This is a genomic window from Methylobacterium sp. ARG-1 (assembly GCF_001262595.1).
GTDB classification, from domain to species: Bacteria; Pseudomonadota; Alphaproteobacteria; order Rhizobiales; family Beijerinckiaceae; genus Methylobacterium; species Methylobacterium brachiatum.
In genome coordinates this window covers 1-16142 of record NZ_LHCD01000013.1, presented here as the reverse complement: position 1 = coordinate 16142, position 16142 = coordinate 1, and the positions used below count along the sequence as shown (strand labels likewise).

At 70.8% G+C, this 16142-nt stretch carries 16 protein-coding genes; 2 read left to right on the top strand and 14 right to left on the bottom strand.

From position 1 onward, the window contains the following. Window positions 1-216: 216 nt before the first annotated feature. From AKJ13_RS13890 to AKJ13_RS13870, 5 genes are all read right to left on the bottom strand, one after another. Window positions 217-1404, bottom strand: coding sequence for a phage portal protein (locus AKJ13_RS13890; RefSeq protein ID WP_082316951.1), 1188 nt, complete (start codon window positions 1402-1404; stop codon window positions 217-219). A gap of 494 nt (window positions 1405-1898) precedes the next feature. Then, complete coding sequence (locus AKJ13_RS13885; RefSeq protein ID WP_050733876.1) at window positions 1899-2150, bottom strand: hypothetical protein; 252 nt, start codon at window positions 2148-2150, stop codon at window positions 1899-1901. A gap of 106 nt (window positions 2151-2256) precedes the next feature. Then, window positions 2257-3579, bottom strand: coding sequence for a terminase family protein (locus tag AKJ13_RS13880; protein WP_200905635.1), 1323 nt, complete (start codon window positions 3577-3579; stop codon window positions 2257-2259). Then, a complete protein-coding gene (locus AKJ13_RS13875) occupies window positions 3545-4189 on the bottom strand; it encodes a hypothetical protein (RefSeq protein WP_050733875.1) in 645 nt (214 codons plus the stop codon). Before AKJ13_RS13875 ends, AKJ13_RS13880 begins: the two co-directional genes overlap by 35 nt. Before the next feature lie 118 nt (window positions 4190-4307). After that, window positions 4308-4601: a DUF3761 domain-containing protein gene (locus AKJ13_RS13870; protein WP_050733964.1), complete on the bottom strand. Its 294-nt coding sequence runs from the start codon at window positions 4599-4601 to the stop codon at window positions 4308-4310. A 570-nt stretch (window positions 4602-5171) separates the two neighbouring features. On the opposite strand from AKJ13_RS13870, the gene AKJ13_RS13865 reads away from it, so the two are divergent. Further along, window positions 5172-5426 carry a hypothetical protein gene (locus tag AKJ13_RS13865; protein ID WP_050733874.1) on the top strand — a complete coding sequence of 85 codons (255 nt, stop codon included), beginning with the start codon at window positions 5172-5174 and terminating at the stop codon, window positions 5424-5426. 124 nt (window positions 5427-5550) lie between these two features. On the opposite strand, the gene AKJ13_RS13860 is transcribed toward AKJ13_RS13865, so the two are convergent. Beyond that, the gene (locus tag AKJ13_RS13860) at window positions 5551-6075 is read right to left on the bottom strand and encodes a hypothetical protein (protein WP_050733873.1); all 525 of its coding nucleotides are present in this window, start codon (window positions 6073-6075) and stop codon (window positions 5551-5553) included. A 103-nt stretch (window positions 6076-6178) separates the two neighbouring features. After that, window positions 6179-6613, bottom strand: a complete 435-nt coding sequence (locus tag AKJ13_RS13855) for a DUF4260 family protein (RefSeq protein WP_050733872.1) — start codon at window positions 6611-6613, stop codon at window positions 6179-6181. Window positions 6614-6700: 87 nt separating this feature from the next. Here AKJ13_RS13855 and AKJ13_RS13850 point away from each other — a divergent pair, with 87 nt between their 5' ends. Next, a complete protein-coding gene (locus AKJ13_RS13850) occupies window positions 6701-7591 on the top strand; it encodes a LysR family transcriptional regulator (protein WP_050733871.1) in 891 nt (296 codons plus the stop codon). 24 nt (window positions 7592-7615) lie between these two features. Here the strand turns inward: AKJ13_RS13850 and AKJ13_RS13845 are convergent, their stop codons facing one another. From AKJ13_RS13845 to AKJ13_RS13815, 7 genes are all read right to left on the bottom strand, one after another. Beyond that, complete coding sequence (locus tag AKJ13_RS13845; RefSeq protein WP_050733870.1) at window positions 7616-8713, bottom strand: chemotaxis response regulator protein-glutamate methylesterase; 1098 nt, start codon at window positions 8711-8713, stop codon at window positions 7616-7618. Further along, complete coding sequence (locus tag AKJ13_RS13840; protein WP_050733869.1) at window positions 8710-9555, bottom strand: CheR family methyltransferase; 846 nt, start codon at window positions 9553-9555, stop codon at window positions 8710-8712. The genes AKJ13_RS13845 and AKJ13_RS13840 overlap by 4 nt, the downstream gene beginning before the upstream one ends. Window positions 9556-9577: 22 nt before the next feature. Further along, complete coding sequence (locus tag AKJ13_RS13835) at window positions 9578-10051, bottom strand: chemotaxis protein CheW (RefSeq protein ID WP_050733868.1); 474 nt, start codon at window positions 10049-10051, stop codon at window positions 9578-9580. A 137-nt stretch (window positions 10052-10188) separates the two neighbouring features. Then, complete coding sequence (locus tag AKJ13_RS30000; protein WP_064774625.1) at window positions 10189-12105, bottom strand: methyl-accepting chemotaxis protein; 1917 nt, start codon at window positions 12103-12105, stop codon at window positions 10189-10191. 138 nt (window positions 12106-12243) lie between these two features. After that, entirely contained in the window at window positions 12244-14418 is a 2175-nt protein-coding gene (locus AKJ13_RS13825; protein WP_050733867.1) for a methyl-accepting chemotaxis protein, read from the bottom strand. A gap of 17 nt (window positions 14419-14435) precedes the next feature. Further along, window positions 14436-14897, bottom strand: a complete 462-nt coding sequence (locus AKJ13_RS13820; protein ID WP_050733866.1) for a chemotaxis protein CheW — start codon at window positions 14895-14897, stop codon at window positions 14436-14438. Continuing rightward, window positions 14897-16142 (bottom strand): chemotaxis protein CheA (locus AKJ13_RS13815; protein WP_144426247.1); only part of this gene is annotated, 1246 nt, incomplete at its 5' end. The genes AKJ13_RS13820 and AKJ13_RS13815, both read right to left, overlap by 1 nt.

The following is a 16142-nucleotide window of genomic DNA, read 5'->3' as shown; positions in this document are numbered from 1 at the left end:
GTTTTTATTTGGACAGGGGCGGAGCGCCGGAGCGGCCTGACGGGCCTGGGCGGGATGATTCATCGGTCCGAAGCGAGGTCTGTCAGGACATCACACGCCCCTCGCGAGGGGGTTACGATGTTCACGCGGCGCGCTCCGTCAGGCGGGACGCGCCCCCTCTCCCGTGCGGGAGATGGGACCCGCGCCTCGATCGGAACCATGCGAGGCCGATGATCCTCACCCGCCCGCTTCCGGCTCCGGCGGGTATCCCACGGCCGCGCGCTTCTCGGCGACCGACAGGAACCCGGCGGCCTCGACCCGGCGCCAGAGGGATTCCCGCTGGCCCGCCAGGGCCTCGATCCGGTCGAGGTCGGGCTCCAGGTCCACCGGGCCGAAGGCGGGTTCCAGCCAGCCGGCCAGCGCCTGGGCGGTGCGGGCGGCAAGCGGGATCAGGGTCTGGCGGTAGAGCGCCCGATTGGCCTCGGCGTAGTTGGCGTGGGTGCTGTCGCCCGGCAGGCCGAGCAGCAGGGGCGGCACCCCGAAGGCCAGGGCGATCTCCCGGGCGGCGGCGTTCTTGGCCTCGACGAAGTCCATGTCTTTCGGCGACAGGGCGAGCGGCTTCCAATCGAGGCCGCCCTCCAGCAGCAGCGGCCGGCCGGCATTGGCAGCGCCCTGGTAATTGGCCTCCAACTCGGCCTTCAGCCGGTCGAATTGCGGCTCGGTGAGCGCCGCCCCGGCGAAGACCAGCGCCCCCGAAGGCCGGGCGGCGTTGTCGAGCAGTGCCTTGTTCCAGGCGCTGGCGGCGTTGTGGATGTCCAGCGCGGTGGCGGCCGCCTCGATCGGGGCGAGGCCGACATAATCGTCGTCCGGGTGGAACAGGGACAGCGCCAGGATCGGCGTCACCTCGTTCGCACCCGGAGTCGGGAGGTCGAACCGGCGGCTGGTCCCGCCGACCGTGTAGACATAGGCCGCCGGCCAGCCGTCCGCGCCCGGCAGCATCCGCATCCGCCCCGGCCGCAGGGCTTGCAAGGCCGCGATCCGCCCGTCGAGGTTCACCGCTTCCAGGTAGCCGGTGCCGCCGAGCAGGAGGTCGGCATAGACGGTCTCCAGAAGGCGTGTGCCGCTCTCGCGTGGGTTCGGCCGGGCGAGGAGCGCGAGCAGGTCACCGGCCCGCGCGGCGCCGGGTCCGGTTGCGGTGAGCGGCAGGCTCGCAGCGCCCTCGGCGACCAGCCGGATGGCCCGATGCACGATCGGGTTGCCCTGGTAGCCGGCCCGGGCCAGCGCCGCCGGATCCCGGGGCGTCCAGCTGGCCCGCCCATCCGCGTAGAGCGCGAAGGCCGGGGCGGCCTTGATGGTCAGATCCGGCCCAGCCGGACGGGTGGCCCGGCGCGCGACCCGCGCCAGCCGATCGAGGAGGTTGGCCATGCCTGTCCGGTCCTGCGCGAGAGCGCCCGCCGCGGAAATGGACGCCGGTTCGGCGCCAGCGAGCGTTTTTGTGAACGGCTGAGAGCCGGACCCGACGGCTGCGCGAGCGGGCTCGGCTCAAGGGTGCGCGGCATCGATCCGCCCACCGGAGCCGAGCCCGGGCAGCGCATTGATCGACGCCGTTATGGAAGCCGGGTTGTGCCGAGCCGTTCGATCGGTGCGGCGGATACACCGCACCCGATACGAAGCCGTGGCGACACCGCCACAGCCACGAACCGCCGACTCATGTATGCAGGATACAGTTCGTTCCAGAGACCACGAACCGACTCCCGGCGCGCTTCCTGCAGAGGCGCGCCGTATTGTTTTGCGGATGCGGCGCCGCTCGCAGACGCTCCTCCATCGCGGGCGATCCCATCCCCCTCAGGATGACGGGAGAGACCGGGGCATCCCGATCTCGGACCTCTGGTAAAACCCGGGTCCGGTCACGGTCGCGATCAGGCCCGCTCGACCTCGCGATTGACCGAACCGGCGATGTCCCGGGCGCAGCGCAGGACGGTGGCCCGGTCTGTCTCGTTCGTGATCGCGTGCCAGAGGCGCAGCAATTCCACCGTGGCGCTCAGGTCGGTGCGGATCGTCGGGGGGCCGAAGAAGTCGCCCACCGGGCAACCGAGGGACTCGGCGATGAGCCGCAGGCGCCGATGGGCGCCGTCGGGCAGACAGTTCTCAGGATCAAGATCCGAGTCCACGGGCCGCCCTCCGATGTACGGCCAACCATAACAGCCACCCCGCGTGTATGCAATTTAAGGATGAAGGCGCATCTCACTTTCCCGTGTGGTGCCGCACGCGTGACCGTCAAAGCCGGCGGATCCTCGGTTCGCGCGCGCCATCCAGCAGCAGATGCGTCACCGCCCAGACCAGGGCGTCGAGCCGATCGGGCGAGGCGCCACTCGACAGGCCGTCCGGGCCGAAATCGCACAGCTCGTCCTCCAGTGCCGGGAACGGCCCGACATGGTGGACCAGGCCCCTCGCGTAGAGCAGCGAGACCGGCTCGGCGCGCAGGTACTTGCCCCGCATGGCGCGGACCGGGGTGACCGGCACCGCCGGGTCGCACTGGGCCAGCACCGCGGCGGCCATCTCGCCGCCCTGGTTGACCTCGACCACCAGGGCGTCGGCCGAGAGCCGGTGATAGAGCGCCAGCGCGGCCCCGGCCCAGGCCTGGGGGCTCGCCCGGGACAGGCTGGCATCGGCCAGCACGTAGGCCCGGGCGCCGGCCCGCCCGGCCGCCACGATCCCACAGGCATCCGAGCGCGCCCCCGAGGTCGCGGGCGGGTCCACCGCCACCACGATCCGGGTGAGCTCCGGCGCGGCGACGACCCGGCCGGCTTCCAGGGCGGCGCGATCCCACAGGGCGTCTTCCCGGTCGGCGATCAGCTCGCCGTCAAGCTCCTGGCGGCCAAGGCGCGTGCCGGCATAGCGTCCGACCACCAGCTCCAGGAAATCCGGGGAGAGGTGCCGGACATTGTCGTGGGTGCGGGCGCGGCTGACCACGGTGCGCGGGTCGGCGAGCAGGCGCCGAATCAGCGGCACCGGCCGCGGCGTGGTGGTCACCAGGTTGCGCGGGCGGGCGCCCAGCCGCAGCCCGAATTGGAGCATGTCGAAGGCGGCTTCGGGCCGGCGCCATTTGGCGGCTTCGTCGCACCAAGCGGCGCCGAATTGCGGGCCGCGCAGCGCGTCGGGCTCCTCCGCCGAGAAGGCCAGCGCCACCGCGCCGTTGTCCCAGGCCAGCCGCCGCAGGCTCGGGGACCAGCGCGGGCGCGACCGTCCCCGCGCCGGCAGGTTGAGCAGGCCGGACGGGCCCTCGACCATCACGTCGCGCACGTCGAGATGGGTCTCGCCCACCAGCGCGATGCGCCCGACCGGCTCGGGCGTGAAGGCCGGATCGCCCCGGGCCAGGGCATCGACCCATTCGGCGCCGGTGCGGGTCTTGCCGCTGCCGCGGCCGCCGATCACCGCCCACGTCGTCCAGGACCCGGTCCGGGCAGTCCCGGTATCGGGCGGCGGAAGCTGGTCGGGCCGGGCCTGGTGCAGCCAGTCGTCCGTGAGGGCGCCGACCAGCGGGGCCGGCAGGGTCGCGAGAAAATCAGGCAGCCGTCCGGCCGCGGACAAAGCCAGCATAGCGGCGCGCGATTTCCGCGCGGAGTGCCGGCAGGTCGGGCTCGGTGTCGCCATCCCCGCCCTCCCGCCCGTCGCCCGGGGCCATCTCGTCGAGCAGCCGCTTGAGGCCGCCGAGGTCGCGCAGCACCCGGGCGGAATCGAGCACCGCCGCCGCCTCCCCGTTCAGGGCGGCGTCGAAGGCGGCGATCTGCCGGGCGATATGGGCGCGCAGATGCGCCCGCAGGATCGGCGGGTCCGCCGCCGCCTCCAGATCGAGACGGCCGGGCTCGGCCCCCACATCCGGTTCGGGGCGGGCGACGCCGCAGCCGGCCAGGAGCCGGTCGGCGGCGTCGCGCCCGACGCCCGCGGCCTCGGCGACGTCGCCGGGATCATTCCGCGTCTCGCTCAGGAGCCGCGCGAGGGCCGCCCGGCGGGTCTCCGGCCAGCGCGCGGCGACGTCATGCCGCCGGCGGCGCGGCCGCAGCCAGCCGGACCGGGCGTTCCAGCTGAGGATCGTGGCCGGCTTGACGCCGGTGCGGGCGCTGATCGCGGCGACCGACAGCTCGGTCTCGCGCAGGAGCTGCTCAACCGCGGCGCGCTGCTCCGGCGGGAGTGGATCGAGGGACCGCATCGCCGCCGCTCCGCATACGTATCGACCGTGCCTGGTCTGTACTCGAGCAGCGCGACGGTGTCAACCTAAAAATTCCTATTCTTGGATTTTAGGCGGACCCCCTTCCGCGCGCGATACCTCATCCCTCCCAATGGGCCACGCCGCCGTGGCCGGAGCAGGTGCCGCGGCGGGTGTGGCTGAAGCTCCAGGTGTCGTCCCGGCACTTGGCCGTGGCCCCGGCCGGCTTGGTGCCGTCGCGGGTCTTGGCCGGGCGGTGGACCTCGGAGCCGTCATGGCTGCGATAATGGCCGTGCCGGTCGAGGGTCGATTCCTCGGGCTCGCGGTAGTCCCGGGGTAACGCTCCACCGGCGAGGCCGAGAAGCACGGCCCCGGCGAGCGCGAGCCGGGCAAGGCCCGTGCAGGTGGGAGCCATCACCGGGCGGCACCGCATGTGCCGAAATTGTCACGCGCGGCGCCGTTCGGGCTGGTCGCCGAGCTTAGTGCCTGGGGGGCCGCGCGCGCCGCAGGACCGTCCGCTAACGCATGGCTCGCACCGCCTGGGACGGCGCCAACCGGGCCGTCGCCGCCCGCGCGGGCAATGGCGCCGCCGGCCGTCGGCAGCAGAACGGCCACGATCGGGATCGGTCTCACGGTGCCACCTCAAGGTTGTGTTGAGTGGCACCAAGCACAACCCAAGCGGGGCCGTCACGCGCTATTTCAGGTTAGGATTAAGGCTCATCGCGGTTGTGGCCCGACCGCCGGCGAAAGCCCCGGAAGCAGTGCGCGGGCCTGCCTCCGGCCACGCCGAGATGAAGCGGCCTACTCTCCGGGCAAACTGCAAAGCTCGGCCCGGAATCCGAAATCGTCCTGCGTATTAAGCATGGATTCGCCGGTCTTCGTGGGGAGTCCCGAAAAAAAAATGGTTTGCTTGGGCTGTGTTCGGAGCGCTAACCAGAGGCAGCCGCGCGTCGGAAACGCGATCGAACGAAAATACGGGGGCGACGTGTTCGTTCTGGTGCTGGCGACCCTGGCGGGTGGCATCCTGACATCTGTGTGCGCGTGGCCCTGGCTCGGCCTCGGCGCGCTGCTTTTGGCCCCGTTCGGGGCCGGCAGCGCGGCCGTGTTCGCCGGCCTCCTGCTCGCCGCCCTGCGGAGCCGGCGTTCCGCCGCGACACACAAGCCGGTCCTGGGCACGCCGCCCGAGGCGCCCGGCGCCATTGTCAACGACACGCTGTCGGCGCACCGCCGCCGGGCGTGATCAGCCGCCGGGCGGGTGCGGTCGGAAACCGCCCCCCCGCTCCACTTCAGAGGCCGGGCGCGATTTCCTGCGGCCTCCGCACCCCGTCTTCCGAATGCCGGCAGCCGCCGTTCAGGACCGGACGCTAATGCCCGCCGGCGCCCGACGCCGCGGCGGCGGTCGGGATCCGGCCGGGGCCACGGAAGAGCGCCAGGCCGATCACGTGCCGCACCAGGGTCGCGAGCCCCAGCACCAAGAAGGCGGCGCTGCCGGTCAGGACCACGCGCTCGATCCCGTCCGTGTGGATGATGTGGTCCGGCACCTCGACGCATTGGACGAAGATCTCGGCCATCAGGCCCAACACCAGCAGGGCGAGGCCGACATGATGGCAGAGCGCGTCGAGGGCGGCCTCGTAGTCCGGCTCTTCCGTCGGCAGGCCGCCCAGAAGATGGCTGACGCCCGCCCGCTCCTCCAAGACGACACCCCAACCGATCAGGATTACGCCCATCCCCTCGATGATGTGCCCGGCCTCCTGGATCGCTTCGTGGTGCCCGAAGCCCGCCCCCCACAGCAACGATGCAACCTCGTAGAGGGCCAGCGTCAGCGGCATCAGGATCACGACGTTGAACGCGACGATCGACCAGCGGCTGAGAAGCATCGTCGCCAGCATCGTGTGTAATCTCTTCGCCCAGGACATCGATGAAACAACCCGCCTCTCGGCACACGCCTGGGTGTGACCGGAGATGTGCAGGAAGTATCACGCCCGACCAAAGTCAACGGGCGCGCGAAACTTGGGACGCGCGCGCCTGTGATTGAGACGGAGCGTCGCGGTCGCCGGTGCCGGTCGCCCCGAGATGGGTCATGCCGAAGCCGGCCGGGTATTTGAGGCCGTAGCCGAGGGCGCGGTCGAAGCCGATATGGGCGGCCCAGATCAGGCCCGCCGCCAGGATCTCCGGCGCCGGTGCGAGTACGCCCCAGGCTAGACAGGCCGCGGGCAGACCGTACCAGTGACCGGCATTGTAGAGGGCCGCCCCGGCCGCGCGCCCGGCGCCGTAGCCGAGCAGGGTCAGGTCGGGGGCGAAGAACAGCAGCGCGAACGACCACCAGCCCGCCTCCAGACGACCATACGTCACCGATGCGGCGACGAGGACGAGCAGGCCTTCGAGGCGCAGCAGCTGCCGCGGCGCCCCCGTTACCGTTCCGGTCATCCTATGCTCTCCAGGGGGGATGCCGTGAGACTCGCCCATTCATCGCTGCATGGCGAGACCGGATTTCCGCATGCTATTCCCTCACAAATGAATACCCCGGACTGGACCCTGCTGCGCTCCTTCCTGGCCGTGGTGGAGATGCGCTCCCTGTCGGCGGCCGCCACCCGCATCGGTGCGACCCAACCGACCCTGAGCCGCCATATCCGTGCGCTGGAGACGGCGCTCGGCGTCACCCTGTTCACCCGCACGGCGCGGGGGCTCGAACCGACTGACGCGGCCCTGGGCCTGATCGGCGACGTGCGCGCCATGGGCGAGGCCGCCGATGCCCTGGCGCGCAAGGCGCAAGGGCGGGCGCAGGGCCTGAGCGGGACCGTGCGCATCACCGCCTCGGTGATCGTCGCCAACCTCCTGCTGCCACCGATCCTGGCGGCCTTGCGGGCGGACGAGCCGCGCATCGAGATCGAGCTCGTCGCCTCGGACCGGCCCCAGAACCTGCTGCGCCGGGATGCCGACATCGCGATCCGCATGTTCGACCCGACCCAGAACGCCCTGATCGCCCACAGGCTCGGGGAGGCGCCGCTCGGGCTGTTCGGCGCACGGGGCTATTTCGAGCGCCGCGGCCGGCCCCGCACGGTGGCCGACCTGGCCGAGCACGACGTCCTCGGTTTCGATCGCAGCGACGCGCTGCTGCGGGCCTATGCCGCTCACGGGCTTAAGGCGGCGCGCACGGATTTCCCAATCCGCTGCGACGACCAGATGGTCTACTGGAACCTGATGCTGGCCGGGGCCGGCCTCGGCTTCGCGCAGGTGCTGCTGGCGGGGCGCCACCCCGAGCTGGAGCGGGCGGAGATCGGCCTGACCCTCGCGCCGCTGCCGGTCTGGCTGGTCCTGCATGAGGAGGTGCGCGGCAACGCCCGGATCCGCCGGGTTGCCGATCGTCTCACCGAGGCGCTCGGCGCCCTGCTGCGCGGCGCCTGACGGGAATCGAGGCGGATCCCCGCTTTACGCCGGCTGGCGCAGCACCGGGGCGAGGCCGAAGCGGATGATCTCGTGGGGGAGCCGGTCCAGCGGCAGGACCTTGGCGGCAGCGCCGCGCTCGATCGCCTCCTTGGGCATGCCGAACACCACGCAGCTCTCCTCGTCCTGCGCCACCGTAAGCGCGCCGGCCCGGCGCATCTCCAGGAGGCCGTTGGCGCCGTCGTCGCCCATGCCGGTCATCAGGATGCCGAGCGCGTTGGCGCCGGCGCATTGCGCGGCGGCGCGGAACAGCACGTCCACGGAAGGGCGGTGGCGCGAGACCAGCGGGCCGTCCTTCACCGCCACGGTGTAGTGGTTGCCGCTGCGCTGCAGCAGCAGGTGACGCCCGCCCGGAGCGATCAGGGCCCGCCCAGGGGCGACCGCATCGCCGTCCTCGGCCTCCTTGACCGCGATGGCGCAGAGCCCGTCCAGCCGCCGGGCGAAGGCGGCGGTGAAGTATTCGGGCATGTGCTGGACGATGACCAGGCCCGGGCAATCGACCGGCAGCCCCTCCAGCACGTCGCGCAGGGATTCGGTCCCACCCGTGGAGGCGCCGATGCAAACGATCGGGTCGGTCCCGGCCACGCTGCGGGTGCGAGTCGTGGGCGGCAGCACGGCGTCGGCGGTGAGCTTCGCCTCCACCGCCCGGAGCGGCGGCCGGCTCGGGCGCAGCTTCGCCCCGGCCGCGGCCCGCACGGCGTCGCAGACCCGCACGGAGGATTCCATCAGGAACTGGCGGGTATCCACCCGGGGCTTGGGCAGGACATCCACCGCCCCCGCCTCCGGCACCTCGAACAGGCTCCGAGAGCCCTGGTCGGTGAGCGTCGAGCAGATGATCACCGGGATCGGCCGCTGCGCCATGATCTTGCGCAGGAAGGTCAGCCCGTCCATCCGGGGCATCTCGAGATCGAGGATGATGACGTCCGGCACCTCCTCGTGGATGCGCCGGGCCGCGATGAACGGATCGGCCGCCGTGCCGAGCACGGCGATGTCGGCAGCCGCGTCCAGGATGCCCACCAGGGTCTGCCGGACCGAGGCGGAATCGTCCACGATCAGGACGCGGATCGGCGGCTTGCGCGTCATCCGATGGCGCCCTCGACCCGGGTGAAGATCGTCGAGGAAACCTGCGCCAGGCCCGGCACCCCGGCCCCGGCCATCGATTCCGAATGGCCGACCACCAGGAAGCCGCCGAGCCGAAGATGCGTGGCGAGCCGGGACAGGACCGCCCGCTGGGTGTCCTTGTCGAAATAGATCAGGACGTTGCGACAGAAGATGATGTCCACGTCGCGATCGACCGGATACTGGGCGTTCATCAGGTTCAGGTGCTTGAAGCGCACCCGGGCGCGCAGCTCCGGGACGATCCGCCCGACCTTCCAGGCCGGGTTGCGGGCCTGCATCACGTAGCGCCGGCGGAAATGCTGCGGCACCGCCTGCAGCACGTCCTCGGGGTAGATGCCCTCCGCAGCGACCCGCAGGACCTCCGTGGAGACGTCGGTGCCGAGGATCGCGTAGTCGAGCGCGTGCCCGGCCATCGCCATGTCGTGCAGCACCATCGCGAGCGTGTAGGCCTCCGCCCCCGTCGAGGCGGCGGCGCTCCACAGCTTGAGCCGCGCCTGGGTGATGCCGTTCCGGCGCAGCATCGGGATCAGCTCGTCCCGGAGCTGGTCGAAATGCGCCGGCTCGCGGAAGAAGTCGGTCTTGTTGGTGGTGACGCAATCGATGATGTGGACGAATTCCTCGGCGAGGTGACCCTCCTCGAAGACGTGCCGGCCGTATTCCGTCAGCGTCTCGATATCGAGCGCGCGCATGCGCTTGCGCAGCCGTCCCTCCACCATGGTGCGCTTGGCCGGCGGGATCTGGATCCCGACCCGTTCCTGGATCAGGTCGGCGACCGTCTCGAAATGGCGGTCTTTGAGGCGCGGCATGGAATCGGTCCTTGCGCGGCGATCAGGCCGCGAGAGACGGCATCAGAAGGGCGGGGTCGTCGCCCGCCATCAGCGCCTGCAGATCGAACACCACCACGAAGGCCTCGCCCTTGCGGCCGATGCCGGCGATGTAGGTCGACCGCCAGCGGCCCCCGACATCGGGGGCGGGCTCCAGCTCGGCGCTGTCGAGCTCGGTAACCTCGATGACCCGGTCGGCCACGAAGCCGACCCGCATCGCCCGCTTACCCATGGCGATGTTGAGCAGGATGATCCGGGTCGCCGGGGTCACCGGAATCGCCGGCAGCCCGAGCTTGGTGCGCAGGTCGACCACCGGGTAGCTCTGGCCGCGCACGTCGATCATGCCGACCAGGAACGGCGGCGCGTGCGGCAGGGCCGCGGGCGGGCGGTAATCCAGGATCTCATGCACGCATTCGATGTCGATCCCGAAGATTTCGCGATCGAGGCCGAGGGTCAGGTATTGCCACACGCTGGACATGCTGGTCTCCGGCTGGGCCGGCTGCCGGTCGCGTCCCGCCCGAACCGGGGGGCACGGGCCTTCGCGGCGGCAGCATAGGGGTTGGTGATTGCAGGGAAAAACACCGCGCGGGTAACGCCCGCGCGGTGCGGGACCGCTCAGGCGGCGCGGATGAAGTCGGCGTCGCGGGCGTCGCCCTCGCCCATGTCGAGGGCGAAGCCCCCGCTCGAGGTCGCGGCCGCCCGAGCGCCGCGAGCCTTGAGCCGGGCCGGACCGGCCGCCGGGGTGCCCATCCGGGTCGCCGCCGCCCGCAGCTGCGTCGCCGCCACGTCGAGGCGCGACTCTGCCTCGTCGATGCGGAAGTAGGCGATGGTGGCCTGGAGCCGCTCCGCTTGCGTGGCCAACTCCTCGGAGGTGGCCGAGACCTGCTGGGACGCGCTGGCGTTCTGCTGGGTCACCTTGTCGAGCTGCTGGATCGCCTGATTGATCTGCGCCGAGCCGACATCCTGCTCCCGGCAGGCGGCCGAGATCTCCTCGACGAGCAGCGCGGTCTTGCGGATGTCGGGCACCAGCCGCCCGAGCATCTCGCCGGCCTGCTGGGCCGCCTTGACCGTGTCGGACGACAGCGTGCCGATCTCGGCCGCGGCCGCCTGGCTGCGCTCGGCGAGCTTGCGCACCTCCGAGGCCACCACCGCGAAGCCGCGACCGTGCTCGCCGGCGCGCGCCGCCTCCACGGCTGCGTTCAGCGCCAGCAGGTCAGTCTGGCGGGCGATCTCCTGCACGATGGTGATCTTCTGGGCGATGGTCTGCATCGCATCCACCGCGCGTCCGACGGCGGCGCCGCTGGCCTCGGCGTCCTGGGCCGATTGCCGGGCGATCGCCTCGGTCTGGCTGGCATTCTCGGCGTTCTGCTTCACGTTGGCGGCCATCTCCTCGACGGAGGCCGAGGCCTCTTCCGTGGAGGCCGCCTGCTCGGTGGAGCCCTGCGACAGCTGCTCGGCCGAGGCCGACAGCTCCTGCGAGCCTGCCGACACGTTGCCAGCGGCGGTGGCGGCTTCGGTCACCACGGCGCGGAGCTTGGCCAGCATCTGCTCCAGGGCGGTCCCGAGGACATCCTTGTCGGACAGGCGCTTGGCCTCGATGGTCAGGTCGCCCGCGGCGATCGACTGCGCGACCTTGGCCAGAACCTGCAGGTTCTCGGTGGTGGCGCGCAGGTTGGCCTGGACCTCGCTGCTGAGGCCGCCGAAATCCTTCGACAGGGTCTTGGTGAAATCGCCGATCGAGACGGCGACCAGCACCTCCGAGATCTCCCGGAAGGCCTGCTCCACCGCCTGGGCGGTGCCCTGGATCCGGCCGACCTCGTCGAGACGCCCGGTCTCGAACGGCGTGGCCAGGGTCGCCAGGCGGGCGCTGATCGCGGTCACGGGCTTCGCCACGGTGCGCACCAGCAGCAGCCCGATGGCGACGGCGATCACCAGGTTGGCGACGATGCCGAGCAGGATCATCTGCGTGGTCGTGTCGAAGGCGGTGTTCTGTGCGTCCTGGCGGGTGCGCATCAGCGTGTTCTCGACATTGACCAAGTCGGCGATCTCGGCGCGCAGGCCATCCATGGCCTCCTTGCCGGCTCCGGCAATCTCGGTCTGGCGCGCGGCCTCGCGGGTTTCGGGATTGGCCATCCCGGCGATGCCCTTCTCGGCGACGCCGTTGTGCCAGGCCTCGGCCTGCTTGCGGATCTTCTCGAGCCGCTCCTGCTGGGCCGGGTTGTCAGAGGTCAGCTCCTTGGCCTGCCGCCAGGCGGTGTTGAAGCTCTCCCAGCCCTTCTGGTAGGGCGCCAGGAACTTGGCGTCCCCGGACAGCAGGAAGCCGCGATAGCCGGTCTCCTGGTTCACCATGCCGGCGAGCGCGCGGTCGGCGGCATCGATCACCTTGATAGTGTGGTCGGTCCAGTTCACCGACTGCCGGATCTCCGAGGATTTCCAGTAGACCACGCCGTTGATGCCGAGGCCGACGAGAAGCATCAACGTGAAGGCCAGGAACAGCTTTCGCGGTATCGAGATATTGTTGAGCAAGTTCATGGTCTAATCCTTCACGTCGGTGGAGCGGGCGGGGATCTCGATCGGGAGCACCCTGCGGCTGGTGTGGCCCGGGCGGACCCGGAGGGTAGTTTGATCCGAGGACGCACCTCGGGGGCAGGATGCTCGGCCTGGGGCCGCTCAGGCGGCGCGGATGAAGTCGGCATCGCGGGAATCGCCCTCGCCCATGTCGAGGTCGAAGCCGCTGCCCGCCGCCAGGGGGGGGCGGCCGACGCGGGCCTTGGCGGAAGTCTTGTCGGCGGCCTTGGCCGACGTGCCCATCCGGGCCGCCGTCGCCCGCAGCTGCGCCGCCGCCGCACCCGTGCCCGCATCCGCCGCGTCGAGGCGGAAATAGGCGATGGTGGCCTGCAGCCGCTCCGCTTGCGTGGCCAGCTCGTCCGAGGTTGCCGAGACCTGCTCGGACGCGCTGGCGTTCTGCTGGGTCACCTTGTCGAGCTGCTGGATCGCCTGATTGATCTGGGCCGAGCCGACATCCTGCTCCCGGCAGGCGGCCGAGATCTCCTCGACGAGCAGCGCCGTCTTGCGGATGTCGGGCACCAGCCGCCCGAGCATCTCGCCGGCCTGCTGGGCCGCCTTGACCGTGTCGGACGACAGCGTGCCGATCTCGGCCGCGGCCGCCTGGCTGCGCTCGGCGAGCTTGCGCACCTCCGAGGCCACCACCGCGAAGCCGCGACCGTGCTCGCCGGCGCGCGCCGCCTCGACAGCGGCGTTCAGCGCCAGCAGGTCAGTCTGGCGGGCGATCTCCTGCACGATGGTGATCTTCTGGGCGATGGTCTGCATCGCATCCACCGCGCGTCCGACGGCGGCGCCGCTGGCCTCGGCGTCCTGGGCCGATTGCCGGGCGATCGCCTCGGTCTGGCTGGCATTCTCGGCGTTCTGCTTCACGTTGGCGGCCATCTCCTCGACGGAGGCCGAAGCCTCTTCCGTGGAGGCCGCCTGCTCGCTGGAGCCCTGGGACAGCTGCTCGGCCGAGGCCGACAGCTCCTGCGAGCCTGCCGAGACGTTGCCGGCCGCCGCGTTCGCCTCCGTCACCACGGCCCGGAGCCGGCTTAGCATCGTCTGCAGGGCGAGACCCATCGTGTCCTTGCTGGACAGCGGCTTGGCCGCGACGGTCAGGTCGCCCCCCGCGATCGCGTTGGCGAGGGTGGCGGTCTCCCTAAGGTTGTCGGTCATCCGGTTCATGGCGGTCACCAGATCGCCGACCTCGTCGTTCGAGGTCACGGCGATCTTTTGGTCCAGGTCACCGGCCGAGACAGCCTCGGCAAGCGACACGGCCCGGGCCAATCCTCGGGAGATCGAGACCGCGAGCCAGCCGGCGATGCCGAGGCCGAGGAGCAGCGCGCCCGCCAAGGTCGCGAGCATCAGCGTCTGGCTCTCCTGCGACGCCGTCTTCGAGCGCTCGACCGCCTCCGCCATCTGGCGGCCCTGGTAATCGGTCAGGAGGTCGAAGGCCTTGTTGGTCGCCACGGACGCGACGCTGTACTCGCCTGCGACGAGCTCGATCGCGTGGATGGGCGCGCCCGGCTCGATCGTGGCAAGGGCCTTCTGGAACGAGGCGAACCAGGTCTCGAAGCTCTGCCGGACCGCCTCGGTGGGAACTTTCGCGGCGGCGCCGACCCGGAGCAGGTTCTCCAGGCCGCGGGCGATCTCATCGCGCATCTGCTTGGTCGCGGTCACGTGCTCCACGAGCCCGGCAACGCTGACCGCGCCCGTGGCAGCCTGAAGCCGGCCCCAGGCCCGTTCGAGGGGGATCTGGAACGCCATCACCGCCTTCATCAGATCGAGGGCGTTCCCGTCGTCTTTGGCGGTGAGCGTCGCCAGCTCCGTGCGCAGGACGGCTATGGCCGGGCGGCCCACGCCCACGATCTCGGACCAGGCCCGGGCGTTGGCGTTCATCTTGGCCAGCTCGACGATCTTGTTGCCCAGGGCAACCTGCGTCTCGTATTTCTGGTCGAGGTCTTGGACGAGCTGGACGGCCTCCCCGGTCGAGGGGCTGGCCTTGATCTTGGCGATGGCTTCCTGGGCGCGCTTGCGCATGTCGAGGGCGCGCTTGAGGGAATCCGCGATCTGGGCGTCGTTCACGGTGATCACCGCCGTGCGGAGATTGGCGGTGCTGCGGATGGCGTTGGCCTTGGCCTCCAATATCTGGGCCTGCGTCGCCGCGCGGTCGCGGAGGAACGCCAGGCTCCTGTCGGATTCCATCAGGCCCCGATAGCCGGCGCCGCCGGCCAGACCGGCGAGCACGAGCATCGCGCCGAACCCGGCGGCCAGCTTGGCCTTGATTGAAATCCGCATATCCTCGACTCCTGAAATTAATTTAAAATTGCCTGCATATCTGGAATAATGACAAAGTCTTCTCCAGATTTGACAATAGAGCGAATGTATTCAGGCCGCCATGACGTGCCGATCTTCGGCGCCGGCTGGCGGCTCTCCAGGGCGACCGCAGTCACCTCGAACACCTTGTCGGCCACCAGCGCGACCAGGGTCGGGTCGCCGTCGAGATCGAGCTCGATCACCACGAAGCGGGTATCCGCGGTCGCGGCGGTGATCGGCATGCCGAAGCGCTCGCGGATGTCGGCCAGCGGCACGACGTTGCCACGCACGTTGACCACGTGGCCGAGATGCGGCCGCGCCCCGGCGACCCGGGTGGTCGGGATCGGGTCGATGATCTCACGCACCATCCCGGCCCCGAGCGCGAAGGTCTCGGTGCCGATGCGCATCATCACGGCCTGGAGGGCGTGGCCCTGCTCGATGGCCTCGACGAAATCGGTCATCACGCCACCTCACGGAATTCGCGCAGCCCGTCCGCGGCGGCGCCGATCTGCCCACCGGTCATCAGCTGGGCCGGGTCGATGATGAGCGCCGCGGTGCCGTCACCGAGGATCGTGGCGCCCGAGAAGGTCGTGACGTCGGCGTGCAGCTTGGACAGCGACTTGATCACCGTCTGGTGGTTGCCGAGGATCTGGTCGGCCACGAGCCCGAACCGGGTCCCACCCACGGAGACGATGATCACCTTCTGGTAGGGGTCCGGCTCGCCGGTCGCCTCGAAGACGGTACGCAGGCGCAGGAACGGTACGAGGTGGCCGCGGATGTTGAGGAAGTCCCGGCCGCGCTCGCCGCGGCCGCTCTCGGGCAGCTCGACGCATTCCTCCACGGCCGACAGCGGCAGCACGTAGCGCCCCTCCCCGACCCGGATCAGCAGGCCCTCGATGATCGCCAGCGTCAGCGGCAGGCGCAGCACGATGGCGGTGCCGGCCCCCGGCTCGGTGGTGATGTCGATCGAGCCGCGCAGGGCCTCGATGGTCTTCTTGACCACGTCCATGCCGACGCCGCGGCCCGAGAGCGCGGAGATCTGCTGCGCCGTGGAGAAGCCCGGCGCGAACAGGAACTGGTAGACCTGCTGGTCGGTGAGCGGGGTGCCGGGCGCGACGAGCCCGCGCTCCTCGGCCTTGGCCCGGATGCGCGTCACGTCGAGCCCGGCGCCGTCGTCCCGCACGGTCACGAGGACCTGGGCGCCGACATGCTCGGCGGAGAGCGTGATGCGCCCGGTGGCGTTCTTTCCGGAGGCGCTGCGCCGGGCCGGATCCTCAATGCCGTGGTCGATGGCGTTGCGGATCAAGTGGACCAGCGGATCGGCCAGGCGCTCGATCACGGTCTTGTCGAGCTCGGTCTCCTCGCCGTCGGTGACGAAGGTGACGGGCTTGCCGAGATCCCCCGACAGGTCGTGGACCAGGCGCCGGAACCGGCTGAACAGGGCGCCGATCGGCACCATGCGGATGCTCATGGTGGTGTCGCGCAGCTGCGCCGAGAGCCGCTCGATCTCCTCCGCGATGGTCTGGAGCCCGCCATCGGCGTGCAGGCCGGCAAGCTGGCTCAGCCGGGCCTGGGCGATGACCAGCTCGCCGACCCGGTCGAGCAGCTCGTCGAGCCGCTCGGCCTCGACCCGCATGGTGCTGGACCCGCGCGGCTCGGTGTTGCGGGCCGGGCCCCGCCGCTCGGCCTCCGGCGGCTTCGCGGCG